This is a genomic window from Streptomyces sp. NPDC127068 (genome assembly GCF_042724695.1).
GTDB lineage: Bacteria > Actinomycetota > Actinomycetes > Streptomycetales > Streptomycetaceae > Streptomyces.
This window is the reverse complement of sequence record NZ_JBHXEN010000005.1, coordinates 146,385-169,094: the sequence shown is the minus strand read 5'-3', so window position 1 is coordinate 169,094 and position 22,710 is coordinate 146,385. Positions and strand designations below refer to the sequence as shown.

26 protein-coding genes are annotated in these 22,710 nt (G+C 73.1%); 12 read left to right on the top strand and 14 right to left on the bottom strand.

Annotation, left to right across the window (positions count from 1 at the left end):
- The first annotated feature begins 66 nt into the window (after window positions 1-66).
- On the top strand, window positions 67-414 hold the full coding sequence (locus tag ACFWIA_RS04935) for a hypothetical protein (protein WP_387000456.1): 348 nt from the start codon (window positions 67-69) through the stop codon (window positions 412-414).
- A 25-nt stretch (window positions 415-439) separates the two neighbouring features.
- On the opposite strand, the gene ACFWIA_RS04930 is transcribed toward ACFWIA_RS04935, so the two are convergent.
- The 6 genes from ACFWIA_RS04930 to ACFWIA_RS04905 all read right to left on the bottom strand — a co-directional run bounded on the left by ACFWIA_RS04930 (window position 440) and on the right by ACFWIA_RS04905 (window position 5,525).
- Entirely contained in the window at window positions 440-1,114 is a 675-nt protein-coding gene (locus ACFWIA_RS04930; protein WP_387000454.1) for a hypothetical protein, read from the bottom strand.
- Between the two features lie 295 nt (window positions 1,115-1,409).
- Complete coding sequence (locus ACFWIA_RS04925; RefSeq protein WP_387000452.1) at window positions 1,410-2,192, bottom strand: phosphodiesterase; 783 nt, start codon at window positions 2,190-2,192, stop codon at window positions 1,410-1,412.
- Window positions 2,193-2,238: 46 nt separating this feature from the next.
- On the bottom strand, window positions 2,239-2,697 hold the full coding sequence (locus tag ACFWIA_RS04920; RefSeq protein ID WP_387000450.1) for a protein-tyrosine phosphatase family protein: 459 nt from the start codon (window positions 2,695-2,697) through the stop codon (window positions 2,239-2,241).
- A gap of 371 nt (window positions 2,698-3,068) precedes the next feature.
- Entirely contained in the window at window positions 3,069-3,641 is a 573-nt protein-coding gene (locus ACFWIA_RS04915; protein WP_387000448.1) for a DoxX family protein, read from the bottom strand.
- 288 nt (window positions 3,642-3,929) lie between these two features.
- Window positions 3,930-4,388 (bottom strand): lamin tail domain-containing protein, encoded by a 459-nt coding sequence (locus tag ACFWIA_RS04910; protein ID WP_387000447.1) that lies wholly within the window; start codon window positions 4,386-4,388, stop codon window positions 3,930-3,932.
- Window positions 4,389-4,523: 135 nt separating this feature from the next.
- Window positions 4,524-5,525, bottom strand: a complete 1,002-nt coding sequence (locus tag ACFWIA_RS04905) for a Gfo/Idh/MocA family protein (RefSeq protein WP_387000446.1) — start codon at window positions 5,523-5,525, stop codon at window positions 4,524-4,526.
- A gap of 231 nt (window positions 5,526-5,756) precedes the next feature.
- On the opposite strand from ACFWIA_RS04905, the gene ACFWIA_RS04900 reads away from it, so the two are divergent.
- Window positions 5,757-7,148 carry a multidrug effflux MFS transporter gene (locus ACFWIA_RS04900; RefSeq protein WP_387000445.1) on the top strand — a complete coding sequence of 464 codons (1,392 nt, stop codon included), beginning with the start codon at window positions 5,757-5,759 and terminating at the stop codon, window positions 7,146-7,148.
- A gap of 41 nt (window positions 7,149-7,189) precedes the next feature.
- Entirely contained in the window at window positions 7,190-7,897 is a 708-nt protein-coding gene (locus tag ACFWIA_RS04895) for an NUDIX domain-containing protein (protein WP_387000444.1), read from the top strand.
- Window positions 7,898-7,912: 15 nt separating this feature from the next.
- On the opposite strand, the gene ACFWIA_RS04890 is transcribed toward ACFWIA_RS04895, so the two are convergent.
- Window positions 7,913-8,413, bottom strand: coding sequence for a DUF5994 family protein (locus ACFWIA_RS04890; protein WP_387000443.1), 501 nt, complete (start codon window positions 8,411-8,413; stop codon window positions 7,913-7,915).
- Window positions 8,414-8,719: 306 nt separating this feature from the next.
- Between ACFWIA_RS04890 and ACFWIA_RS04885 the strand changes: the two genes are divergently transcribed.
- Genes ACFWIA_RS04885 through ACFWIA_RS04875 form a run of 3 tightly spaced genes read left to right on the top strand, consistent with a single transcriptional unit; the run spans window position 8,720 to window position 9,842 of the window.
- Window positions 8,720-9,295, top strand: a complete 576-nt coding sequence (locus ACFWIA_RS04885) for a DUF5994 family protein (RefSeq protein WP_387000442.1) — start codon at window positions 8,720-8,722, stop codon at window positions 9,293-9,295.
- 5 nt (window positions 9,296-9,300) lie between these two features.
- On the top strand, window positions 9,301-9,579 hold the full coding sequence (locus tag ACFWIA_RS04880) for a hypothetical protein (RefSeq protein ID WP_387000441.1): 279 nt from the start codon (window positions 9,301-9,303) through the stop codon (window positions 9,577-9,579).
- Window positions 9,576-9,842, top strand: a complete 267-nt coding sequence (locus tag ACFWIA_RS04875) for a hypothetical protein (protein WP_387000440.1) — start codon at window positions 9,576-9,578, stop codon at window positions 9,840-9,842. Before ACFWIA_RS04880 ends, ACFWIA_RS04875 begins: the two co-directional genes overlap by 4 nt.
- A 73-nt stretch (window positions 9,843-9,915) precedes the next feature.
- Here the strand turns inward: ACFWIA_RS04875 and ACFWIA_RS04870 are convergent, their stop codons facing one another.
- Window positions 9,916-10,644, bottom strand: a complete 729-nt coding sequence (locus tag ACFWIA_RS04870; protein ID WP_387000438.1) for a bifunctional DNA primase/polymerase — start codon at window positions 10,642-10,644, stop codon at window positions 9,916-9,918.
- Window positions 10,645-10,804: 160 nt separating this feature from the next.
- A complete protein-coding gene (locus ACFWIA_RS04865; protein ID WP_387000436.1) occupies window positions 10,805-11,476 on the bottom strand; it encodes a TetR/AcrR family transcriptional regulator in 672 nt (223 codons plus the stop codon).
- Window positions 11,477-11,641: 165 nt separating this feature from the next.
- Between ACFWIA_RS04865 and ACFWIA_RS04860 the strand changes: the two genes are divergently transcribed.
- The gene (locus tag ACFWIA_RS04860; protein ID WP_387000434.1) at window positions 11,642-11,863 is read left to right on the top strand and encodes a DUF6243 family protein; all 222 of its coding nucleotides are present in this window, start codon (window positions 11,642-11,644) and stop codon (window positions 11,861-11,863) included.
- Between the two features lie 240 nt (window positions 11,864-12,103).
- Complete coding sequence (gene ddaH / locus ACFWIA_RS04855) at window positions 12,104-12,922, top strand: dimethylargininase (RefSeq protein ID WP_387000432.1); 819 nt, start codon at window positions 12,104-12,106, stop codon at window positions 12,920-12,922.
- On the opposite strand, the gene ACFWIA_RS04850 is transcribed toward ddaH, so the two are convergent.
- Entirely contained in the window at window positions 12,923-13,930 is a 1,008-nt protein-coding gene (locus ACFWIA_RS04850; protein ID WP_387000430.1) for a small ribosomal subunit Rsm22 family protein, read from the bottom strand.
- A gap of 235 nt (window positions 13,931-14,165) precedes the next feature.
- Here ACFWIA_RS04850 and ACFWIA_RS04845 point away from each other — a divergent pair, with 235 nt between their 5' ends.
- Window positions 14,166-15,146, top strand: coding sequence for a hypothetical protein (locus ACFWIA_RS04845; RefSeq protein WP_387000429.1), 981 nt, complete (start codon window positions 14,166-14,168; stop codon window positions 15,144-15,146).
- 15 nt (window positions 15,147-15,161) lie between these two features.
- Here ACFWIA_RS04845 and ACFWIA_RS04840 read toward each other — a convergent pair whose 3' ends face one another.
- Complete coding sequence (locus ACFWIA_RS04840; protein ID WP_387000427.1) at window positions 15,162-16,076, bottom strand: helix-turn-helix domain-containing protein; 915 nt, start codon at window positions 16,074-16,076, stop codon at window positions 15,162-15,164.
- A gap of 237 nt (window positions 16,077-16,313) precedes the next feature.
- Between ACFWIA_RS04840 and ACFWIA_RS04835 the strand changes: the two genes are divergently transcribed.
- Together ACFWIA_RS04835 and ACFWIA_RS04830 are read left to right on the top strand one after the other, a co-directional pair.
- Window positions 16,314-17,210 (top strand): ABC transporter ATP-binding protein, encoded by an 897-nt coding sequence (locus tag ACFWIA_RS04835; RefSeq protein ID WP_387000425.1) that lies wholly within the window; start codon window positions 16,314-16,316, stop codon window positions 17,208-17,210.
- Window positions 17,207-18,073, top strand: coding sequence for an ABC transporter permease (locus ACFWIA_RS04830; RefSeq protein WP_387000422.1), 867 nt, complete (start codon window positions 17,207-17,209; stop codon window positions 18,071-18,073). Before ACFWIA_RS04835 ends, ACFWIA_RS04830 begins: the two co-directional genes overlap by 4 nt.
- A 64-nt stretch (window positions 18,074-18,137) precedes the next feature.
- Here ACFWIA_RS04830 and ACFWIA_RS04825 read toward each other — a convergent pair whose 3' ends face one another.
- From ACFWIA_RS04825 to ACFWIA_RS04815, 3 genes are read right to left on the bottom strand one after another with little or no spacing between them, the layout of a single operon-like run.
- Window positions 18,138-18,974 (bottom strand): heme ABC transporter ATP-binding protein, encoded by an 837-nt coding sequence (locus ACFWIA_RS04825; protein WP_387000485.1) that lies wholly within the window; start codon window positions 18,972-18,974, stop codon window positions 18,138-18,140.
- On the bottom strand, window positions 18,965-20,041 hold the full coding sequence (locus tag ACFWIA_RS04820) for a FecCD family ABC transporter permease (RefSeq protein WP_387000483.1): 1,077 nt from the start codon (window positions 20,039-20,041) through the stop codon (window positions 18,965-18,967). The genes ACFWIA_RS04825 and ACFWIA_RS04820 overlap by 10 nt, the downstream gene beginning before the upstream one ends.
- Before the next feature lie 47 nt (window positions 20,042-20,088).
- Window positions 20,089-21,111 (bottom strand): hemin ABC transporter substrate-binding protein, encoded by a 1,023-nt coding sequence (locus ACFWIA_RS04815; protein ID WP_387000420.1) that lies wholly within the window; start codon window positions 21,109-21,111, stop codon window positions 20,089-20,091.
- Between the two features lie 109 nt (window positions 21,112-21,220).
- Here ACFWIA_RS04815 and ACFWIA_RS04810 point away from each other — a divergent pair, with 109 nt between their 5' ends.
- Complete coding sequence (locus tag ACFWIA_RS04810; RefSeq protein WP_387000481.1) at window positions 21,221-22,699, top strand: HtaA domain-containing protein; 1,479 nt, start codon at window positions 21,221-21,223, stop codon at window positions 22,697-22,699.
- Window positions 22,700-22,710: the final 11 nt, after the last annotated feature.

Below are 22,710 nucleotides of genomic sequence, written 5' to 3'. Positions count from 1 at the left end.
GCCGGGGCACCGAACCGGCGATCGGTTCGGAACCGTACGGACGTGACGGAGAACGGAGCGAGACCGATGGCGGAGGACCAGGTCAGCCGCAACCTCAAGGGCATGGACGATCTCGATTTCGACGGCTGGAACAGGGCCGACTGGGACGGTGTGTTCGCCCACCACCACACCGATGACGTCCTGGTGGACTGGAAGGGTCAGCCGCCGACCCGTGGGGTCCAGGAGCACATCGACGCCATGAAGGCCTATGTCGATGCGGCGGGTGGCACGCCCCCGCAGATCACTGCGCATCCCCTTGCCTTCGGGTCGGGTGACTGGACCTGCGTCATCGGCGAGTTCGAGGGTGGCGGTCGCATGGTCACCGTCGCGAAGTGGCGTGACGGTGCGATCGCCGAGGAGTACATCTGGGCCTAGCAGGGCGACGGACCCGCCGCACGGATCAGACGGCGTCCGTCACCGGCACCCGGAGCCGGTACTGGTGGAACGCCCGGGCCGTGTACGCCACGAAGGGGACCACGGCGGCGGGCACCAGCCACCAGGGGAACTCCAGCCAGAGGGCCAGGAACCCCGTAACGGGGCAGAGGATCAACACCGTGAAGAACAGCTGCTTGCCGTACCCGCGCCAGACGAACGGTTCGGGGCGGTGCGGGCGGGCCAACCGAACGGCACCGAAGCCGAAGCCGAGTGCGGCGAAGAGCCCCGCGAGGGTGCCGAAGGAGGCTGCCAGCTGAGGGTTGTCGCGCGGCTGCTCGGAGGTCTCCTGCCGCGTGCCTCCCCGGTCGACAGTGGTGATCTGGCCGCGCCAGATCGTGCCGATGACCCGGTCGCCCGGCCGGAGCCCTTCCAGCAGGGGGCGCGGATCGCCGAAGGACACGGTCTCGGTCCAGGCCGGGGCGCGGTGCAGGGTGGCCCGGTAGCGGTTGTTCTTGCCACGGGCCTTGACCGTGGCGTCCTGCACCGTGAAGGTCAGCATGCGCAGGCAGTCTTCCGGCCCCGGTGCCGCAGTATCGGCAGGGCACGGCTCGGCCGCCGCGAAGTCCCGATACCGCTCGCTGTCATGGGGCAGCCAGAAGGCGAAGGCGGCGTAGCAGGCCAGCGCGGCGAGGAGGGCCACTGCGATGAGTCCGACACCGTCGTGACGGTTCTGCCGCGGGGACCGCCTCGTGGACCACCCGGGCTGGGGCGGCTGACCCGTTCCGGGCGCGACGTCTGGTTCCGTCACTGTCACCGCTCACACCTCCGTACCGTTCCGGACCCCGATCCTGCGACGACGGTCGGGCCCGCGGCCACATTCTCCGCTGGTTTCCCGGCCCCGGACCAGAGGGGTAACGGGCAAGTGAACCGCGCTCTCGGCTTCCGAGTTCCGGCAATGACGGCGTCCTCGGGCCGGTCCCGTACCGGCACGGGTTTCAGAAGCCGGCAATCGGCGCCGCGGCATGGCTCACCGCGACGGTGTGCGTGATCCAGGTGGCACCGCTGAGCCGGTGCAGCAGGAAGGACGTCGGCTCCGGAAAGTAGTGCGGGACCCCACCGGTCAGCGCCAGCCCGCTCTGGAGGTGCGTACTGGGGGCGACGGCCAGGAGCGTGCCCGCGAAGCCCGCGGTCACGGGCCGGTGCACATGACCGGCCAGCACCCGTGCGACATTGCGGTGTTCGGCGAGGACGTCCGCCAGCGCCTCGCCGTCCGCCAACCGCATCCCGTCCAGGAACGGGATGCCGACCGCGAGCGGCGGATGGTGCAGACAGACGAACGCCGGTACGTGCGGCCTCCGGGCGAGGACCCCGTCCAACCACGCCAGTTGCTCCGGCCCCAGTCGGCCACCGGGGCGGCCGGGCACCGACGAGTCGAGGGCGACCAGGGTGAACTCCGGGTGATCCACGGCGTAGTGACTCGCGGCCCCCTCGCCCAGGAAGCGCGTACCGCCGAACTCCGCCAGCAACGCTCCGCGTTCGTCGTGATTGCCGGCGACCAGGTGCAGCGGCAGCGGGAAGCCGTCGACGAGCCGGCGCAGCGCCGCGTACTCGGCCGGCTCGCCCCGGTCCACCAGGTCCCCGGTGAGCACCACGGCGTCGGGCAGCGGATCGAGGGCGAGGACCCGACCGAGCGCCCGGCCCAGCGCTTCGGCGGGCGCACCGGCCAGCGGGCCGGTGGTGAGGTGCGGATCGCTGAGGTGTGCGAGGGACGTGGTCATCTTCGAACGGTGCGGTGCCGCTCCCGCACGGCGCAAGCGCTCACGCTCAGGGCGAACCCTCGGCCCGGGCCGCCGAGGGGCGGAAGCCCCGTACGTAGCGCCGTTGCCAGGGCGTCTCCACGGCCCGCCGGTCGTAGCCCGCGCGGACGAAGGCCACCGCCTCCTGCGGCGGGACCCCGTCGAGTACGGCGAGGCAGGCCAGCGCCGTGCCGGTGCGCCCCCGGCCGCCTTCGCAGGCCAGTTCGACGCGTTCGTCCGCGCACCGCTCCCAGGCCCGGGTGAGGACGGTGAGCGCCGCACCGCGGTCCTTGGGCAGCCGGAAGTCGGGCCACCTGATCCAGTCCGCCGGCCAGTCGGTCGCGGGGGGCTCTTTCCCCAGCAGGTACACCCCGTACTCCGGGGCCGTCCCCTGCGGTGTTCCGTTGCGCAGTCCGCGCCCGCGCACCAGTCGCCCCGAGGGCAACCGCAGCACGCCCGGGGCGCCTTCGTCCCAAGTACCGGTCATGACCCGACCCTACGTACGGCGTACGGGGCCGGGCCCGCGGTTCCGGGAAACCCGCGGTCATCCTCCCTCGGGCGGGGCCGACCGTGCCGTGCCCGTGCGGTCCACCTCGAACACCCGCCGGGACGGACGGTCGCCCGGCCGTTCGGTGTTCTGCGGGGGCTGCGGCGACTTCGGGTCCTCGGCTTCCGACTCCCGGGGAGCCCGGGCGCCCCGGGGCGGCTGCTTCCGTGGTGCGTCTCGTTCGTTCGCGTTCACCTGGGACCTCCCGGGACGGTGGTGGTGCGGGCCTGCCCCGCACGGATCAGCCTCGTTCCCCCGCCGCCGTGACCTCCACACCGGTTGCGCCGTACGGGTGGCGCGCGCCGTGCGGCTCACTCGGCGGCCGGACCGGAAGCTTCCGCGGCCGGACCGGAGGGTTCCTCGGTGCCGTTCCTCAGCCGACGCTGTCGGGAGCCCACCACGCACACCGCCGCCGTCGCGGTCGCCGCCAACGCCAACGGGACCATCCAGCCGCGGTCGAGGACGTGACAGGTCGCGTGGTCGAGCGAGTAGCGTCCGGCACCGGTGAGGGCGAGGGCCGTGCCCACCAGTCCGAAGACGGCCGGGAGTTCGTAGCCGCCGTCGGCCGCGAAGAACCCGTGGGGCGCGTGCACGGCGGCGGCGCCCGCCATGCCGCCGGCCGCCGCCGCGCCCGCGAACGGCGTCGCCAGCCCCACCGCCAGCAGCGTGCCGCCGCCGGCTTCGGCGAGCCCGGAGGCGATCGCACTGGGTTTGCCCGGTGCGTACCCCATGGACTCCATGGCGTTGCCGGTGCCCTCGATGCCGTGGCCGCCGAACCAGCCGAACAACTTCTGGGTGCCGTGGGCCGCGAGTGCGCCGCCGACGCCGAGCCGGAGCAGCAGCAGTCCCAGGTCACGGCGGTGTACGGGGAAACAGCCGGACATGGCCTTCCTCCTCAGGGGTGCCTGATATCCGTTTCCACGGTGGCACCTCCGGAGCCGCTCCGCAGCCCGCGGCGGCGTTCGGGTGTCCGGACGTGGCGCAGGGCGGGGACCTCCGGGGCGGACCCGGTGTCCCCGCCCTGCGCGGGATGCGGAGGAGGGCCGTTCGCACGGTGCGGCGATCGTCCCGCGGCACGGGTCATTCCCGTAGTCCGCACGGTTCCGGTCGCACGGGGACGGAGTTCCCCCGACCTGCCCCGGAACGATCGCCCGACCCCCCTCCGGGGTGGCTCAGTAGCAGTTCTTGATGGTGGTGCCGCGGCCCCAGGAGCAGGAGTCCAGCGGCGAACCGTTGGGCTTGAGCAACCGGGCCTTGTCGCCGCCGTTGTTCCAGACGTAGCTGCCGCGGCCCCAGTGGCGCTTGGCCGAGGTGTTGGTGCCCTTGCCGGTGTGGACCTTCACCTTCTTGCCTGCGCCGAGCTTGAAGCTGCCGAAGGTGTAGGTGTAGTTCTGGTTGTCCTTGAGCTTGTACCCCTTGAGCTGGATCGCCGACCGCCCGTTGTTGTGGATCTCGACCCACTCGGCGTTCAGCGAGCGGTCCGAGCGGTCGTCGTCGCCGGGGCTGTTGTACTGGACCTTCTCCAGGTGCAGCCCCCTCTGGTGGGGAGCCGCGGCGGCCGGCGTGGCGGCGAGCAGCGGAGCCGCGAGGGCGAGGGCGGCGACGACGGGTATGACAGAGCGAGTACGCAACACGAACCCCGGTTGTGAAGATGTGATGAACCAACTTATGAAGGGATGTTGAGCATATGAGGGCTACTGGGCGGTACCGCACGGAAGTGTTCATTCCGCTTGTGTAGATCCTGTGGAGGGCCGCCGTTCGACCGCTCAGCGGCACTCGCCGGGGTAACGGACCCCGATCCGGTCGCGCACCGCGTCCAACGTCCGCATCACGGCGAGCGAACCGTCGAGCGGAACGAGCGGCGATTCGGTGGCCTTCTCCCGCAGGCACCGCATCACCTCGGCGGCCTCGTGCCGCAGCGTGTCCCGGGGCCCGGCCTCCGGAGCCGCGGTGAACGTCTCGGGGTCCCGGCCGTCGCGGTGGAGCACGAACCGGTCCGGGTAGAAGAACCCCGCGGGGACCTCCACCCGGCCCTTGCTGCCGGTGATCGAGGCGATGACCGGAGTGTGGGCGTTCACCGCGCAGTGCAGCACCGCCAGCGCACCGTTGTCGTACGACAGGACCATGCCCGTCTGGAGGTCCACGCCCTCCGGCGACAGCGTCGCCCGTGCCGTCACCCCGGACGGCTCCCCGAGGATCAGGTGCGCGAACGACACCGGGTAGACCCCGAGGTCCAGCAGCGCGCCGCCGCCCTGCCGGGGGTCGCGCAGCCGGTGCGTCGCCGGGAACGAACCGTCGATGCCGAAGTCCGCGTGCACCGCCCGGACCTCACCGATCGCCCCGTCGTCGACCAGCGCCTTGAGCCGGCGCACCAACGGATTGCAGTACATCCACATGGCCTCCATCAGGAACAGGCCACGGGCCCGGGCCAGGGCCACCAGTTCCGCCGCCTCCGCCGTGTTCAGCGTGAACGCCTTCTCGCACAGCACCGAGCGGCCCGCCTCCAGACAGAGCCCGGCGGCCGTCCGGTGCGCGGAGTGCGGGGTGGCCACGTACACCACGTCCACGTCCTCGTCCGCCGCGAGCGAGGACCAGTCGCCGTACGCGCGCGGTATCCCGAACCGTTCGGCGAACGCCCGCGCCCCCGCCTCGGTGCGCGAGGCCACCGCGACGACCTCCGCGTCCGGCATGTCCAGCAGGTCCGCCGTGAACGACGCGGCTATCCCGCCCGTCGCCAGGATTCCCCATCGCACCCGTTCCCCGGCCATGCGACCCCTTCCGTCCGTGCGTGGCGCACCACCACGCCCCGCCCTGTAGGACCGACGACCCCGAGCGCGAACCGCCCGGCGCGGCGCGGCACGGACGGCACGGCAGGCACGGAGACGGGTCGGACGGGGATAAATGGTCTCAACCATCCGATCCGGACTGCGAGCATAGAGAACGGAACCAACGAACTCCATGGGCGGCCGGGAAACGGTGCCACGGACAGGGGAGGGAACATGCCCGAGCGCGGCGCCGTACCGGACGGGGAACCCGGACCGGACCACATAGGCACCGGTGCGCGGGGGAGCGAGGAGCGGGCGGCCGTGACGGCGGCCACCGCACCGGAGGTCGTCCCCCCGGTCGTGGTGCCCCCGCCCGCCCCGGCGGTGCTGTCCCCGCCCGCCCCACCCGGCGACGGCCGCCGCACCGCGTTCCTGGTGATCCTGGTGCTCGGCGGCCTCACCGCCCTGCCGCCGCTGTCCATGGACATGTACCTGCCGGCCCTGCCGGAGGTCACCGGAGTGCTCGGCGCCTCCGCCGCCACCGTGCAACTCACGCTCACCGCCTGCCTCGCCGGCATGGCGCTCGGCCAACTCGTCGTCGGACCCATGAGCGACAAGTGGGGCCGCCGCCGTCCGCTGATGATCGGCATGCTGCTCTACGTCCTCGCGACCGTCGCCTGCGCGATCGCGCCGACCGTCGAACTCCTCATCGCCTTCCGGCTCGTGCAGGGCCTCGCGGGCGCCGCGGGCATCGTGATCGCCCGCGCGGTCGTCCGGGACCTCTACGACGGCGTGGCGATGGCCCGGTTCTTCTCCACGCTCATGCTGATCTCCGGGGTCGCGCCGATCATCGGCCCGGTGATCGGCGCCCAGGTCCTCCGCTTCACCGACTGGCGGGGCGTCTTCTGGGTGCTCGCCCTCGTCGGAGTGCTGCTCACCCTGCTCGTCCGGTTCCGGCTGCCCGAGACCCTGGAACCCGAACGGCGCCACGCGGGCGGGGTCCTCGCCGCGCTGCGCACCATGCGCGGGCTGCTCGGCGACGCCCCGTTCACCGGATACACCCTCGCGGGCGGCTTCAGCTTCGCGGCGCTGTTCGCGTACGTGTCGGCCTCGCCGTTCGTCATCCAGGAGATCTACGGGGCGTCCCCGAACACCTTCGCGATGCTGTTCGGGCTCAACTCCATCGGTCTGGTGATCATCGGCCAGGTCAACGGCCGGCTCCTGGTGGGCCGCGTCAGCCTCGACCGGGTCCTCGGCACCGGGCTCGCGGTGATCGTGCTGGCCGCGGTGGCGTTGCTGCTGATCACCTCCGGTGCCTTCGGCGAGACGGGGCTCGTGCCGGTGGCCGCCGCGCTGTTCGTCCTGATGTCGGCGATGGGCCTGGTCATGCCCAACACCAACACGCTCGCCCTCCAGCGCGCGGGCCACGCCGCCGGCTCCGCCTCCGCCCTGCTCGGGACCTCGTCCTTCCTGATCGGCGCGATCGCGTCCCCGCTCGTGGGCATCGCCGGTGAGCACACCGCCGTCCCGATGGCGCTCGTCCAGCTCGTCGCCGGCCTGGCCGCGGCGACGGCGTTCCTGACCCTCGCCCGAGCCCGCGGCAAGGCCTCCGACCAGCCGGTCTGACGGGGCGGCGTCCCCCGGCGGGCCGCCGTTAGTCTCAGCGGATGACCGACGAACCCCTGAGCGCGCACGTGCAACTGGACGCCACCGGCCTCGCCCTGGTCCGGCACGGTGACGAGGACGCGACGTACTCCTTCCCCCGCCGGGGGCGGACGCCCGACGGCACGCCCTGCGTCCTGCCCCTGGCCGAGGCGCTGCACGCGCGCATCCGGCCCGTCGGAACCGCCGAGACCGTGCTACGGGACTGGGCGACGGGGCGCACCCCACCCGGGACGGCGCCCTGGGACGACCCGACCGCCGGTCGACCGGTGCGGGTCAGGGCCGGCGGGATCGTGATCCGGGACGGCCGGATGCTGCTCATCGGCTTCGAGGAGGACGGGGAGCCGTTCTACGAGATACCCGGCGGCGGGGTCGAGGACGGCGAGGAACCGCCCGTGGCGGTGGTCCGCGAACTGCGCGAGGAGACCGGTCTGACGGTGCGCGTGCGCGGGGAGGTCGCACGGGTCTGGAAGGACGGCCGCCGCGAGCACTACTTCCTGCTGGACGCGGAAGGGCAGATCGGCCCCCGCGAGGAACTCGACAACCACGGCGGCACGCCGACCTGGATTCCGCTGGACGAGCTGCCCACCACCGCGCTCTGGCCGAAGCGCCTGGGCTGGCGCATCGCGCACTGGCACGCCACGCACTGGCCGGCCCGCCCGGCGGAACTCGCCGACGGCATCCACGACCTCCGCGCCGACTGCACCTGGTAGGCGCAGCCCTGCCGCTCACGCCGGCGCCTCGCCGCCCTCCCCGAGATCGGGAAGGGCGGCGACCAGGATCTCGGCGGCCCGGGTGACGTTGTCGGCGCGGACCGCTCGGGCCATCGCTTCGCGGGCGGCGTCGAGGGCGGTGCCCGGGGGAACCACCAACAGGGCGAAGTGGTCGTTGTCGCCACGGGTGATGAGGACGGTGTCGTCGCCCACCGGATCGGAGTCGAGACGCACCACGCGGCCGTCGACCACCAAGCGGGTCGGCAGCTCGTTCCACGCGGACGCGTCGAGCCCGACGCGGGTGATCGGTCCGAGGTGCTCGGTCAGTGCGCCGAGCAGCGCGGGCAGTTCGGTTTCGACGTTCCGGGTGCGCGGCCACCACGCACCGTCCAGGACCCCTTCCCGGGACTGCGTGGTCACCAGCCGCAGCAGGGCCGTACCCGGCCGGACGGCGGTGTGGATCGCGTCCGGCAGGAGGAGGGGGGACGCTTCGCGGGGAGTGTCGGAGTCAGCCATGGTGGTCCACCCGTCTACGGGGACGGCCGCACCCCGCCGGCTCCCGGGCGGGGGCCGGTTCCGGTGCCGACGGGCGCGGTGCCGTCGTCGTTTCACGGTACTCCCGGCGCCCGTGCCCCTGCTCGGCGCCGGGACCCGCTGCCGGGACCGCCAGAAAAATAGCTGGTCAAAACGGTGAGGGTGCGCCGAACGGGCGTACAGTGAAAACACCGGGAGTACTTCGCGCACCGGCTTCCCGCAGGTGTCATTCTCGGCGACCACGAAAAACCGGGCTGCCGACGGGCGGCCCGGGGGCAGGTCTGTGTCATGACCACCATCCTCGACCGGACCGTGCCCCTCGACCTCGCCGCTGGGCTCCCGGCACGTTTGTCCCTCACCCCGAAGACCACCCTCGCCGGCCAGTTCGACGGGGCCTGGTGGCCCCGTTCCCGTGACCTCGCAGTCGAACTCCCTCCGCTCGTGTCCGCACTCGACCGAGCCTGGGGCCGCATCACCCGCGTCACCGTGCACCCCGGCCGCTGGCCCGTCGTCCCGCACACGGTGGCGGTGGCCGACCGGACGCTCCACGTGGGGTGGTTCACCGAACAACACCCCGACAAGCTGATCCTGCTCTCCTACGCCGTCGGCCGATGGGATCTGCTGGTGGTCCCGCCCGAGACGGAGCCGGCCGCAGCCGCCCGGCTGATGGCAGCCGCAGCCCTCCCCGGCAGCGTCATGACCGCGGGAGCCCTGATGGCTGACGAGGCCGCCATCAGCCGCAGTCGCCGGGACGCTCGCCGCCGGGAAGCCGAGTGGGAGGACGAGGGCGGGGCCTGCGTGTCCCCCTTCGGGGCTCCGATGGACACGGGAGCCCTTCCCCTGTCCGAGAGCGCGTGGAGGTGAACGCCATGGAGACCGTCATCCTCGTCGCGGTGGTCGTCCTCGCGATCGGCATCGGGATGCTCCTGATCCACCGGCTGAACGCGCAACACGAGGAGCGGATCGCGGCCCACCACTTCAGCGACCCGCTGCCGCGACCTCCCGGTCAGCCGGAACAGCCCGGCGGCGGACCGTTCGGCCACGAACCGGCGCAGGCGTACCTCCCCGGGGCCCAGGCCGCGGGCGCGGCGCCACGGCGCCCCACCGGCCGACACCCCACCCACTTCGAAGGGAACACCCCTACGTGAAGTACATCGAGACCCAGACACTGCCGTCGCTCGGAGAAGCCGAGGTCCGGATCATCGCGCGCACACCCGAAGCCGCCCGGGCGGTCGCCCAGGCGCTGCGCGCGTCCTTCGGCGGCGCGGAACAGCGCAGTTACCCCGGGCTCGACGGTGACACCCGCCTCCACCTCACCGTGGACACCGCGTCGCCCGTCGGCCCCGCCCGCCCCTGGCTCACCGCCAGCGGCACCCCGGCGGCCACCGGCGCCCGCTCCGACGAGATCTGAGGTCCCGCCGGGTCACCCCGCCCGCCCCGCCGTCGCGTGTCACCGTCCGCGGCCGGCAGGGCAGGGCCGGCCGTCAGCCGCGCGAGGGCCAGGCCACGCCGGTGGAGTCACCCGCGTACTTGGCGCAGGACTCCGTCAGGGATTCCAACAGGGTCAGCGGATCGGGCAACGGGTGCTCGGGGCCGCGCACCCACTCCACCGAGCGCTCCCCGGGGAGCTTCGAGGGCGGGAGCAGGACGTAGGAGCCGCGGCAGTGCCAGCGCAGCCCGGGGTGCTCGTCCATCGTCTCCGGATGGCAGTCCAGCGCACAGGGCCACCACTCGTCCTCGTCCTCGGGGGTGCCCCGGGTCGCGGTGAAGAAGAACATCCGGTCCCCGCCGGACTCCGCGACCGGGCCGACGTCGATCCCGGCCCCGAGGAGCCGTTCCAGGGCTTCGCGCCCCGCGGCGATCGGCACGTCCAGGACGTCGTGGACCATGCCGGTCGCGGTGATGAAGTTGGCCTCGGGCTGGTTCTGTACCCAGCGTTCCACCTGGGCGCGGTCCGTGGTGGACTGCGTCTGCCAGGCGAACGAGACGGGGTGCTGTCCCGGAGTGGGACAGCCCACCCGGTCACAGGAGCAGCTGTAGTCGGAGGGGTGGGCGGCGGGCGCGAGGGGCAGCCCGGCCGCGGCGACGGCCAGCAGCAGACGCTCCCGGCTGCCGTCGTCCGCAACGTCCCCGGCCTCTCGGGGACGGCGGCCTCGCAGCCACTGGGAAATCCTGCTCGGCCCGCCCGGTCGGCGGCCGTTCTCCACGCCCATGTATCCCCTCACCCAGTCCGTAGTCCCGAGTCCGGCGCGGCGTAGGCGCCGGTCGGCACGGACGGCCGTGGGTTTCTCGTGGGCCCCCACAGCATCCGTGGCCTTCCATGGTCCCACCATCCTGCGCCCAGGGTGGCCGGAGTCCGCAGGCGGGGTGCGCTCAGCGCGGGGCGAGGCCGTGCAACGCGTAGTCGACGAGGGCGTCGGCGTAGGCGTGATCGAGGGGGCCGGTGCGCTGGAGCCAGCGCTGTGCGAGCGGTGCGATGAACAGTTCCACGGCGATCCGCAGATCGATTCCGGTGCGCACCTGCCCGTTGTCCTGCGCGGATCGCAGGCGTCCCACGTACAGCTGGAGCTGGGGTTCCATGAGCTTGGCGACGAACTCCTCGCCGAGCCGGGCGCTCACCACGCCTTCGGCGGCCAGGGCACGGGTGGGGACCTCGAACTTGGGGTCGAGGAGTTCATCGACGGTGGCGCGCAGCACGAACGTCAGGTCGGCCGCGAGGTCCCCGGTGTCCGGGAACTCCCAGGGGGTGCCGCCCGCGGCCTCCGACGACTGTTCGCTGAGGTCCAGGAAGGCTTCGAGGAGGACGTCGCCCTTGGTGGGCCACCAGCGGTAGATGGTCTGCTTGCCGACGCCGGCGCGGGCGGCGATGCCCTCGATGGTGGTGCGCTGGTAGCCGACCTCGCTCACCAGGGCGAGGGCGGCGTCGTAGATGGCGCGGCGGGAACGTTCGCTGCGGCGGGTGGCGTCCGGGCCGCCCCTGCGGCCGGTGGGGTCCTGACCAGGAGGTCCGGGCGTGGCGGTCGGGGAACTGGAGTCAGTGGACATGGGTCGAATCTACCGCCAGGCGAGACGCACCGTCTTATTCGCTTGACGAGACGCACCGTCTCGTCTAGGTTGAGTCACGTCAGCATGAGACGCTTCGTCTCGTACTTGAGGGGTGCGGCACTCGGTCGCACCGCCAGCGGCATCGACACACGGAGGTGTGGGCACATGGCCCGGAACGGAAACCTGCTCGGCGTGGGGGGCACCCGGAGCAACCTCTCCCGGAAGGACCTGCGCGGGGGGCGCGGCGCCGTGCCCGGCGCCGGCACGGACCCCGCCGCGCAGAAGCGGGACCTGCTGCGCAAGCTCCAGGAGGCCCGCGCGGCGAAGGACAACGCCCAGCCCGCCGTCAGCGAGGAGGACGCGAGCACCGCCGCCGACTCGGAGTGACCCCGTGATCCCCGTGCCCGCGTCCTTCGGAAGGACGCCCAGCGCGACGCCTCGCGGAACGCCCGGCAGGACACCGCGCGCACTCCGCGTCCCGGGCGACCACCCGTTCGGACCGCAGCGCTGAGGGCTCCTCGCACCGCACCACGGTGACGTACGTCTCCCCCCGGGAGCCGTACTGCCGCACCATGGTCAACACCGTCCCCGATCGGGGCGGCACCCTGCGGTCGTGAGGAGCCCTCATTGCCCCGTCACCACGCCACACCCCGGCGTTTCCTCCTGTGCCCACCGGCACACTTCAAGGTCACGTACTCCATCAACCCCTGGATGGACCCCACCAAGCCCGTGGACGTTCCGCTGGCCGTCGCCCAGTGGGAGGACCTGCGGGACAGGTACCGCTCGCTCGGCCACACCGTCGAGGAACTGGAACCCCGCCCCGAACTGCCCGACATGGTCTTCGCCGCGAACGGCGCGACCGTCATCGACGGGCGGGTCCTCGGCGCCCGCTTCGCCCATCCGGAGCGCGCGGCGGAGGCCGACGCCCACCTCGCCTGGTTCCGCGCCCGCGGCTGGCGCGAGGTCCGCGAACCCGTCCACGTCAACGAGGGCGAGGGGGACTTCGCCGTCACCGCCTCCTACGTCCTGGCCGGCCGCGGCTTCCGGGCCAGTCCGCTGTCGCACGGCGAGGCGCAGGAGTTCTTCGGGCGCCCGGTCATCGGCCTCGACCTCGTCGACCCCCGCTTCTACCACCTCGACACCGCGCTGTCCGTGCTCGACGACCGGGGTGACGACGTCATGTACTACCCGGGCGCCTTCTCGCCGGGCAGCCGGGCCGTACTCGCCCGCCTCTTCCCCCGCGCGCTGGTCGTCGCGGAACGGGACGCGGCGGCGCTCGGCCTCAACGCCGTCTCCGACGGGCTGCACGTCCTGCTGCCGCAGGCCGCCCTCGGACTGTTCGAGCCGCTACGGGAGCGGGGCTACGAACCGATCGGCATGGACCTGTCGGAGCTGCTCAAGGGCGGCGGCAGCGTGAAGTGCTGCACCCTGGAGCTGAGGCCGTAGCTAGTCCTCGTCGGACGGTGGCCAGACGTCGCCCCAGTCCGCGTCGCGCGCGGCGCGGTACCGGGCACCGTGGCGTTTGGTCACCGTCTCGCGGCGCAGTGCGCCGTCCTCGCCGCACAGGTCCAGCAGCACCTGGCCCTTGCGGATCTGCGGTCGCCGCACCACCCGCCCCGCCGCGGGGGCGCCGGGGAAGCGGACGGCGGCCACGTAGCTGAACTTCTCGTCCTCGTACGGGAGCGAGCCGCCCTTCACCCGGCGGTGCAGGGAGGAGCGGCTGACGCGGGCCGAGAAGTGGCACCAGTCGGCACCCGGCACGATCGGGCAGGCGTCGCTGTGCGGGCACGGGGCGAGCACCCGGAACCCCGCGTCGACCAGTCGTCGCCGGGCGTCGAGCACGCGCAGGTACCCGTCCGGGGTGCCCGGCTCCACGACGACCACCGCCCGGGCCGCGCGGGCCGCGGCGTCCACCACCGCGGTGCGGTCCGCCGCGGTCAGTTCGCCCAGGACGTAGGAGACGGTCACCAGGTCCACGTCCGCGAGGTCCAGCGCCTCGCCGATCCGGGCGCGCTGCCAGCGGGCGCCGCGCAGCGCGGGGTTCGCGGTCGCGATCTCCGCACCGATGCGCAGGGCCGGTTCCGCCCAGTCGAGGACCGTCACCGGGCGCGGGCCCGGCCAGGTCGCCTCGGTGGCCCAGGTGGCGGCGCCCGTCCCGCCGCCCACGTCGGTGTGGCCGGCCGGCGTCCACTCGGGGACGGCGGCGGCCAGCGCCTCCAGTGCGCTGCGGGCCGCCTCGAAGGTCGCGGGCATGCGGTACGCGGCGTAGGCGGCGACGTCCGCCCGGTCCCGCAGCACCGGGGCACCGGTCGGGGTCTCACCGCGGTACGTGGTGATCAGCCGGTCGACGGCCTGCGCGGCCTGCTTCGGGGGGAGCCCGCCGAGGAGCCCGTCGAGGGCCTCGCGGAGGGGGGTCGTGCTGGTCGCGGCAAGAGTACGGCTCACCGGCACCATTCTAGGGACCCCGCGGGCAGCACCTCCGGGACGCCGCCGACGGTGCCGCCGGGCGGGCTGCCGGGGTGCGGGCGCGGGCTGTCGGTCCCGGCGCCCCCGCCGCTGCCGGCCCGGGTAGGGTTCGGGGCCGGGAAGGGGACGGTGAAGGGGCCCGATGCGAGCAACGCCAGCAGGAACAGCAGCGCGAACCACCGGGACCGCGGGGGAGGTCGGCCACCGAACGCCCCGGCGCCCCGTGGTCGGGAAGCCCGCCCTGCTCGTGGCGGTGACGGCCCTGACCCTGACGGCGAGCGGCTGCGTGACCGTGCACGGGGAGCGGGAGGTCATCCCGGCGGCCACCCCGGCCGAGGCGAACCGGGCGCTGAACGGGTTCCTCACCGCGTACAACGAGGCCGACCGGACCAACGACCCCGCCGCGGACGCCGACCGGGTCGCCGGCCCGCTCGGCGCGATCGACCAGGCGGGGCTACGGGCCCGCCGGGCCCTCGCCCCGGGCGGCAACCGGGCCCACGTCCCGCTGAAGCTGACGGACGTCGAGTTCGCCGTCCCGAAGATGGCGGGCTGGCCCAAGTTCTTCGTCGCGGACACCGATTCGGACCGGGACGTGGACGGCGACCGGCGCAAGGACACGCGCTGGCTGTTCGTGTTCACCAAGGCCGGTCCCGACGCCGCGTGGAAGGCGGCGTACCTCACGGTGCTGAGCCCCGACGAGGTGCCCGAACTGCGCACCGACGGCGACGGCCTCGCCACCCCCGTCGCCCTGGACACCGCCGACCTCACGGTGCCGCCCGGGAAACTGGGCGAGCGGTACACCACGTACCTCGCCGAGGGCGGCGGCGGCTTCGCCGACGGTCCGCACACCACCGGGTGGCGGGGCGAGCGCGAGCGCGGGGCGAGCCGGCCGGGGCTCGCCCGGCAGTACGTCGACCAGCCCCTCGAAGACGGCGCCCACGCACCGGTGGGACTGCGCGCGCGGGACGGCGGTGCGCTGGTGTTCTTCTCGACCCGCCACTTCGAGAAGCAGACCGTGGCCCCGGGGCGCGACCTCACACTGGAACCCGCGGTACGGGCCCTGCTGCGCGGTGACGCCAAGCAGTCCGTCACCCTGGAGCACACCTCCAACCAGGCGGTCCACGTCCCGCCGCGCTCGGCGCCCGGCTCCGGGGTCGCGATCCTCAGCCGCATCCAGGGGCTCACCGGCGCCAAGGGCGAATGAGCGGCCCCGGGCCGTTCAGTCGGGGGTGAAGGCCGCCCGTTGGTCGGCGGTGAGGCCCACCGGCACGGCGGTGAACGTACCGGGGGATGGGCGTTCGACGGACACGGCGCCCAGCACCCCGGCATGGGCGAGCGCCGTGTCCAGCGCCAGCGCCACCCGGTCCCGGTCCCAACCGAGGCCCTCCGCCAACCGGTCGGCGCCGAGCGGCACCCGCGCCTGGACCAGGGCCGCGGTCACCGTCACCGCGTCCCCGAACACCTCGGCCGTGGAACCCCCGGCCATGTCCTCGCTCAACTCGCCCAGGAACCGGGCCATCCGGGCCAGCCGCCGCCCGGCGTCCGTCCCGGACCCCACCACGCCCACCCCGCGCCGCGCGGTCTCGGCCCACCGCGCATGGCTGCGGGAGCTGTTCTCCCAGGCCCGGAACCACAGGTCGTCGTCGAGGACGTACCGCTCCTGCCGCCGCCCCGGCACCCGCTCCCGCCGCACCACGGCGAGTTCCGTGAGACGGCCCACCGCCGTCGACACGGAGGCGGGGCTCACCTGCAACTGCCGCACCAACTCGGCCGCGGTGAGCGCACCCGAGTCCGCGGTGAACAGCCGGGCGAGGACCCGGGCGGCCATCCTGGGCAGCCCGTTGGCGGTCATCATCGCGGCGAACTCCTCCGCGAAGTCCGTGACGACGGAGTCCGGGGTGCCCGCCGCGCCCCCGGCCCCCGGGCGCAGGGTGCCGCGGCGGGCCCGCCGTCCGGTGGCGTGGTGGGCGTGCTCCGCCCGGTAACCGCCGGGACCGCTGTTGCGGGCGACCTCCCGACTCACCGTCGAGGTGGGCCGGCCGAGCCGCCGGGCGATCTCCGCGAAACCGAGCCCCTCGCCGAGCCCCGCGCCGATGGCCCGCCGCTCCTCCTGACTGAGTCTGCCTCCCGGCATCCGATCGCCTCCCCCGGTGCGTCCCAGTATGCGTTCAGCGGCAACTCATTGCAACGACTCTAGAGGGATCGTTGCCTTCGCCGTCATCGTGGTTGCAATGAAACCCTGTAATTACGCACCTCAGTACGGGTATTGAGGAGGAAGTCCGTTGACCGTCCCCGGGTCGCCCCATAGCTTTCACTCGATTCTGAAAGATCGCGAGGAGGCGCGCCATGGCGTGCCGGTGGAGGTGAACGGATGACGACGAGCGGCGCCCCCGAGTTCGCCCTCGAAGCCCACGGACTGCGCATGCGGTACGGAACCCATGACGTGCTGCGCGAAGTGACGTTCCGTGCCCGTCGTGGTGAGGTGCTGGCCCTGCTCGGACCCAACGGCGCGGGCAAGACGACCACGATCGAGATCCTGGAGGGCTTCCGGGCCCGCTCGGCCGGGCGGGCCACCGTGCTCGGCGTCGATCCGGAACACGGTGACGAACACTGGCGCTCCCGGGTGGGCGTGGTCCTCCAGTCCTGGCGCGACCACGGCAAGTGGCGGGTCGGTGAACTCCTCGCCCACCTGGGCGCCCACTACACCCGGTACGGCGCGGGGAAACGTCAACCGCCCTGGGAGAAGGGGGAGTTGCTGAACGCGGTGGGGCTCGCCGAACACGCCGACCGGAGAATCCGGACCCTGTCCGGCGGACAGCGGCGCCGACTCGACGTGGCCATCGGCATCGTCGGCCGGCCCGAGGTGCTGTTCCTCGACGAGCCGACCGCGGGACTCGACCCGAAGGCCCGGTACGAGTTCCACGACCTGGTCACCTCGCTCGCCGCCGACCGGGCCACCACGGTCCTGCTCACCACGCACGACCTCGCCGAGGCCGACCGGCTCGCCGACCGCATCGTGGTCCTGGCCCAAGGGCGACTGGTCGCCGACGGCACCGCCGCGGAACTCGCCCGACTCATCGCGGGCGAGGACGAGGTGCGGTGGACCCGGGCCGGCCAACGCTTCACCCGCTCCGTCGGCGACTCCACCGCCTTCGTCCGCCGACTGTTCGACGCGCACGGCGAGGAGATCGCCGAACTGGAGGTCCACCGGGCCACCTTGGAGGACACCTATCTGAAGCTCGTGGCCGCGGCGGAGGCCGGACGGTGAGCCGGGGCACCGCACCGCGGACGGCACCCGGACCGCTGCGACTCGGCTGGGCACGGGGACTCGTGGAGTTCCGGCAGTCCTTCACCAGCGGACCCGACCTCGCCTCCCACCTGGTGTGGCCGCTGCTGATGCTGGTCGCCCTCTGGTACCTGCGCGAGCGGGAGTTCGACGGGACGGACTTCGCCCTGGGCACGCTGGCCCTGCCCGGCATCCTCGGGATGAACATCGCCCTCGGCCTGCTGACGATGAGTCAACTCCTCACCGCGGACCGGGAGGACGGCACCCTGCTCCGGGCCAGGGCCGTACCGCACGGCATGCGCGCGTACCTCACCGGCAAGGTCGTGACCGTCGCCGGGACACTCCTCGCGGACCTGCTGATCCTGCTGGTGCCCGGAACGCTGCTCATCGACGGACTTGCCGTGGGCGGCGCCGGGGCCTGGCTGACGCTCGCCTGGGTGCTGCCGCTCGGGATGGCGGCGACCCTCCCGGCCGGGGCGGTGCTCGGCGCGCTGTTCACCAGCACCCGGGCCCAGGGACTCATCCAGATCCCGGTACTGGCGGTGATCGGGATCTCCGGCGTGTTCTACCCGCTGAGCGCACTGCCCGGCTGGACCCAGGCGCTGGCCCAGGTGTTCCCGGTGTACTGGCTCGGGCTCGGCACCCGCTCCGCACTGCTGCCGGACGCGATGGCCGCCGTCGAGGTGTCCGGGGCCTGGCGCTCCGGACAGACGGTGGGCGTCCTCGCCGCCTGGGCGGTGGTGGGCCTGGCCGTGGCGCCCGTGGTGCTGCGCAGGATGGCCCGCAAGGAGTCGGGCTCCTCGGTGGGCGCCCGCCGCGAACGGGCCATGCAACGCGTCGGCTGAACTGCCCCCGCTCCGGTCGACCGCCCACCGGGGGGCGGGCGGTCGACCGGGCCGGGCACGGTGCTCAGTCGCGGCGCGGAACGACCAACAGGGCGCCGGTACGGGGATGGGGGAACACCTCGACCGGCTGCCGGTACACCTCCGTGAGGGACGCCTCGGTGAACACCCGCCCGGGTTCGCCCTCGGCCGCGAGCCGGCCCTCCCGCAGCACCGCGACCCGGTCCGCGTACGCCGCGGCCAACCCGAGGTCGTGCAGCACCACCACGACCGCGTCCCCCGACGCCGCCCGCTCCCGGCACACCCGCAACACCAACTCCTGGTGCCGCAGGTCCAACGCCGCGGTCGGCTCGTCGAGCAGCAGCAGCGGCGCCCGCTGCGCCAGCACCCGGGCCAGCGCGACCCTGGCGCGCTCGCCCCCGCTCAGCCCCGAGAAGGAACGCCCGGTGAACTCGGTGACCTCGGTCGCCGCCATCGCCGACGCCACGGCCTCCTCGTCCTCGTCCTCCCGCTCGGTGCCGACCCACGGGGCCCGGCCCATCCGGACGACGTCCTCCACCGGGAACGGGAACGACAGCGTCGCCGCCTGCGGCAGCACCGACCGCCGCAGCGCCAGGTCCGCGGCCGACCAGTCGGCGGCGGGCCGCCCGGCGATGCGTACCGTGCCCTCGGCGGGCTCCTGGTCGGCGGCGAGCGCGGCGAGCAGGGTGGACTTCCCCGCGCCGTTCGGCCCGACGAGCGCCAGCACCTCGCCGGCCCGCGCGGTGACACTGACCTGCGACAGCACCGGCCGCGTCCCGAGCCGTACGCTCAACTCCCGTGCCTCGGCGAGCACTTCACCGGGCGTGACCGGGCCGGGCAGGTTCCGCGTCCGGGTGGCGAACAGCGATGTGATCACGCCCAGCCTCCTTGCTTGCGACGGGTCCGGCGCAACAGCCAGAAGAAGAACGGGCTGCCGAACAGGGCGGTGAGCACCCCGAGCGGCAGTTCGGCGGGGGCGGCGACGGTACGGGCCGCGAGGTCGGCGCTCACCAGCACCAGCCCGCCGCCCAGCGCGCTGCCCGGCACCAGGAACCGGTGCCCCGGCCCCGCCGCCATCCGCAGCAGGTGCGGCACCAGCAGCCCCACGAAGGTGATGATCCCCGCCACCGCGACGGCGGCGGCCGTGAGCAGCGCCACCACCAGGATCATGGTGATCCGCAGCCGCTCCACGTCGACGCCCAGGTGCCGGGCGGGGCGTTCGCCGAGGGCCAGCAGATCGAGCTTGCGGGCCGACAGCGGGGCGACCAGCAGCCCCAGCAGCGCACAGGGCAGTACGGCGAGCACCTTGGGCCAGGTGGCCTGGGAGAGCGAGCCCAACTGCCAGAAGGTGATCTGGGTGATCGCCGAGTTGTCCGCGAAGAACACCGAGAGGCCGATCAGCGCGCCGGCGAACGCGTTGACGGCGATGCCGGTCAGGATCAGCGTCACCACCTCGGTCCGGCCGCCGGAGCGCGACAGCAGGTAGACCAGGCTGACCGTGACGAGCCCGGCGACGAACGCCGCCGCGGTGACCGTCCAGTTGCCGAGGAACGACAGTCCGAACGCGATGGCCACCACCGCGCCGACCGCCGCGCCGGCCGAGATGCCGATCACCCCCGGCTCGGCCAACGGGTTGCCGAAGACGCCCTGCATCAGGGCGCCCGCACAGCCGAGCGAGGCACCGACCAGCAGCGCCAGCACCACCCGCGGCAGCCGCACGTTCCACAGCACGCTCTCGCCGACCCGGTCCAACGCCTGGCCGCCGAGCCCCATCCGGTGCTGCACCGAACCGAGGATGTCCGCCATCGGGATGTGGTAGGCGCCGGTCCCGGCGGACACCAGGGCCATCACCAGCACGGCGGCGATCAGACCGAGCGTCAGCAGGGACGCCGCGCCCCGCCGTTTCGGGGGCGGCGCCGCCTTGCCGGTCCCGTCGGTGTCCTTCGTCAGCGGGGTCTTCGCACGCGCGTCCGGGCCGCCGGCCCCGGCGAGCGTGGTCACTGGGCGCCGTCCTTCGCGTAGAGCTGGTCCACCAGGCTCTGGAGCACCTGGTCGGTGCGGGGGCCGTAGTTGAGCATCACGCCGTCGTCGATGGACACGATCCTGCGGTCCATCCCCGCGGGCGTCTCGGCGACGCCGGGGATCTTCACCAGTCCGTCCACGCCGCCGACCGACTTGAGGCCCTTGGTCATCACGAGGACGGCGTCCGGGGCGGCCTTGGCGAGCGCTTCGCTGGTGATGGGCGTGAAGTCCTTGTCGAGTCCGGACGCCTTGCCGGCGTCGACCGCGCCCGCCGCCTCCAGCAGCGAGGCGGCGCCGGAGTCCCGACCGCCCAGCAGGTACACGGACGCGGAACCGCGCACGTAGAGGAACGCGACCCGGGGCCGGTCCGCCGCGGCGGGCTTCGGGATGTCCGCCTGGACCTTCTCGATGCGCTCCTGGGTGCGGGCGACGAGTGCGTCACCCGCCTCCGGCACGCCCAGCGTCTCGGCGACCGCCTCGATGCGGGTGCTCACGTCGGCGAGCCCCTTGGCCGCCTCGTAGACGACGAGGGGGATGCCGGCGTCCCGGATCTGGTCGATCGCCTCGACCGGGCCGGTGGTGGAGTCGGCGAGGATGACCGTCGGCCGCAGGGACAGCACGGACTCCGCCGAGACGTCGTGCGCCCGGGTCACCACGGGCAGGTCTGCCGCCTGTTCGAAGGTCGCGGTGATGTCCTTCGCGACGACCCGGTCGCCGAGCCCGAGGGTGAACACGATCTCGTTGAGGCTGCCGCTCAGCGGGACGATCCGGCTGACGTCGGTGACCTTCACCCGTCGTCCGTCGGCCGACTCCACCGTGGCCGGAAGTCGTGGTTGTGCCGCCGTGGCCAGCGGCTCCACCCGGTCGGCTGCGGTCTTCGCGCGGGCCTTCGCCGGGGCGCCGTCGTCGTTGTCCTGGGAACCGCCGCAGCCGGTGAGGGCAAGGGCGAGGACGACGGTGAAGACGCCTGCCAGTCGTGGGATGCGCACGAATCGCACCGTCCTGTCGTGCTTGTCATGAGGTTGGGGTGACCGAAGGGTTCCGGCCACGTCCGGGATAGTTTAGGTTAGCCTTACCTTAATGACCAGGCCCGAGGAGGGGGGATCGATGCTGTCCGGACGGGTTACCCGTACGGTTGCCGCCACGGCCGGCGCCGCACTCATGGGAGTGCTGCTGCTGCCCGCGTCGACGGCGCACGCACAAGAGCGCACGGTGAACGGAGGTCGACTGGACTGGGGACTCAAGTCCTCGTTCCAGCGGTACGTCACCGGGCCCATCGCCAAGGGGAACTTCACCCTGCAAGGCGGCGCGGCGACCGTCGGCGGAAGTCAGTTCCGCTTCCACTCGGCGAACGGCACCTACGACCCCGACACCGGAACGTTCCGCGCCGGCTTCACGGGCGGGGTGCGGTTCACCGGCCACCAGAAGCCGAGCGGCGAACCACAGCTCGACCTCACCATCTCACGGCCCACGGTCCGGATCTCCGGCGGGTCCGGCACCCTCCACGCCGACGTGGTGAGCAAGGAACTGAAGACCGGGAAGGTGTCGAACCTCTCCCAGGTGCCGATGGCCTCGCTGAACCTCTCCGGCGTGGACATGCGCGGCGGCGGCTCCCCGATCGCCCTCACCAACATCCCGACGACGCTCACCGCCCAGGGCGCCAAGGCGTTCGCCGGCTACTACACCGCCGGTACGGAGTTGGACCCGCTCAGCCTGTCCGTCGACGTCAAGGCCCCGGCCCGGCAGCAGCCCGCCGAGAAGCCGTCGAAGTCCGCGGAGCCCCGCGCCAAGGACGACGAGCAGAAGAAGGCCGACCGCAAGAAGGACGACGAGCGCGACGAGAAGAAGCCCGCCGCCAAGGCGGGCCGCGTCGAGGACGCGGCCGTCGACTGGGGCGTGCGCCGCACCTTCCGCGAGTACGTCACCGGCTCCATCGCCAACGGCAAGTGGACCCTCGCCGACGGTGCCCAGGACGGCGGAGCGCTGTTCCGCTTCCCCAAGGGCACCGGCACGTACGAGAAGAAGGCCCTCGACGCCACCTTCGACGGTTCCCTCCGCTTCACCGGTGACCACGGCCTCGACCTGACCCTCAGCAAGGTCGCGGTGACCACCAAGGGCGCCGAGGGCACCCTGTACGCCGACGTGAACAGCTCCGGCCTGAAGGACACGAAGGTCCCGCTGGTCACCTTCGACACCGCCGGCCTCAAGACCACCGACGGACTCGTCACGGTCACCGAGGCCCCGGCCCGACTCACCGCGGGCGGCGCCAAGGCGTTCGGCGGCATGTACAAGGCCGGAACGCAGATGGACCCCGTCTCCCTCGCGGTCGCCCTCGACGCCGAGGCGCAGCTCCCCGCGCTGCCCGACCTCGGCAGCGACCCGTCGCCGAGCGCCACCGCCGAGAAGTCCGCGGCCCCCGCCGCGGACCGGAAGGCGGACGCCACCGAGAAGACCGCGTCCAGCAAGGACTCCTCCGGGTTCCCCGTGGTCCCCGTGGCCGCCGGTGCGGGCGGCGCCCTGCTCCTGGCCGCCATCGCCTTCCTGATCGTCCGCGCCCGCCGCGGCAAGGCGACCACCGGCAGCTGACCCCCTTCCCC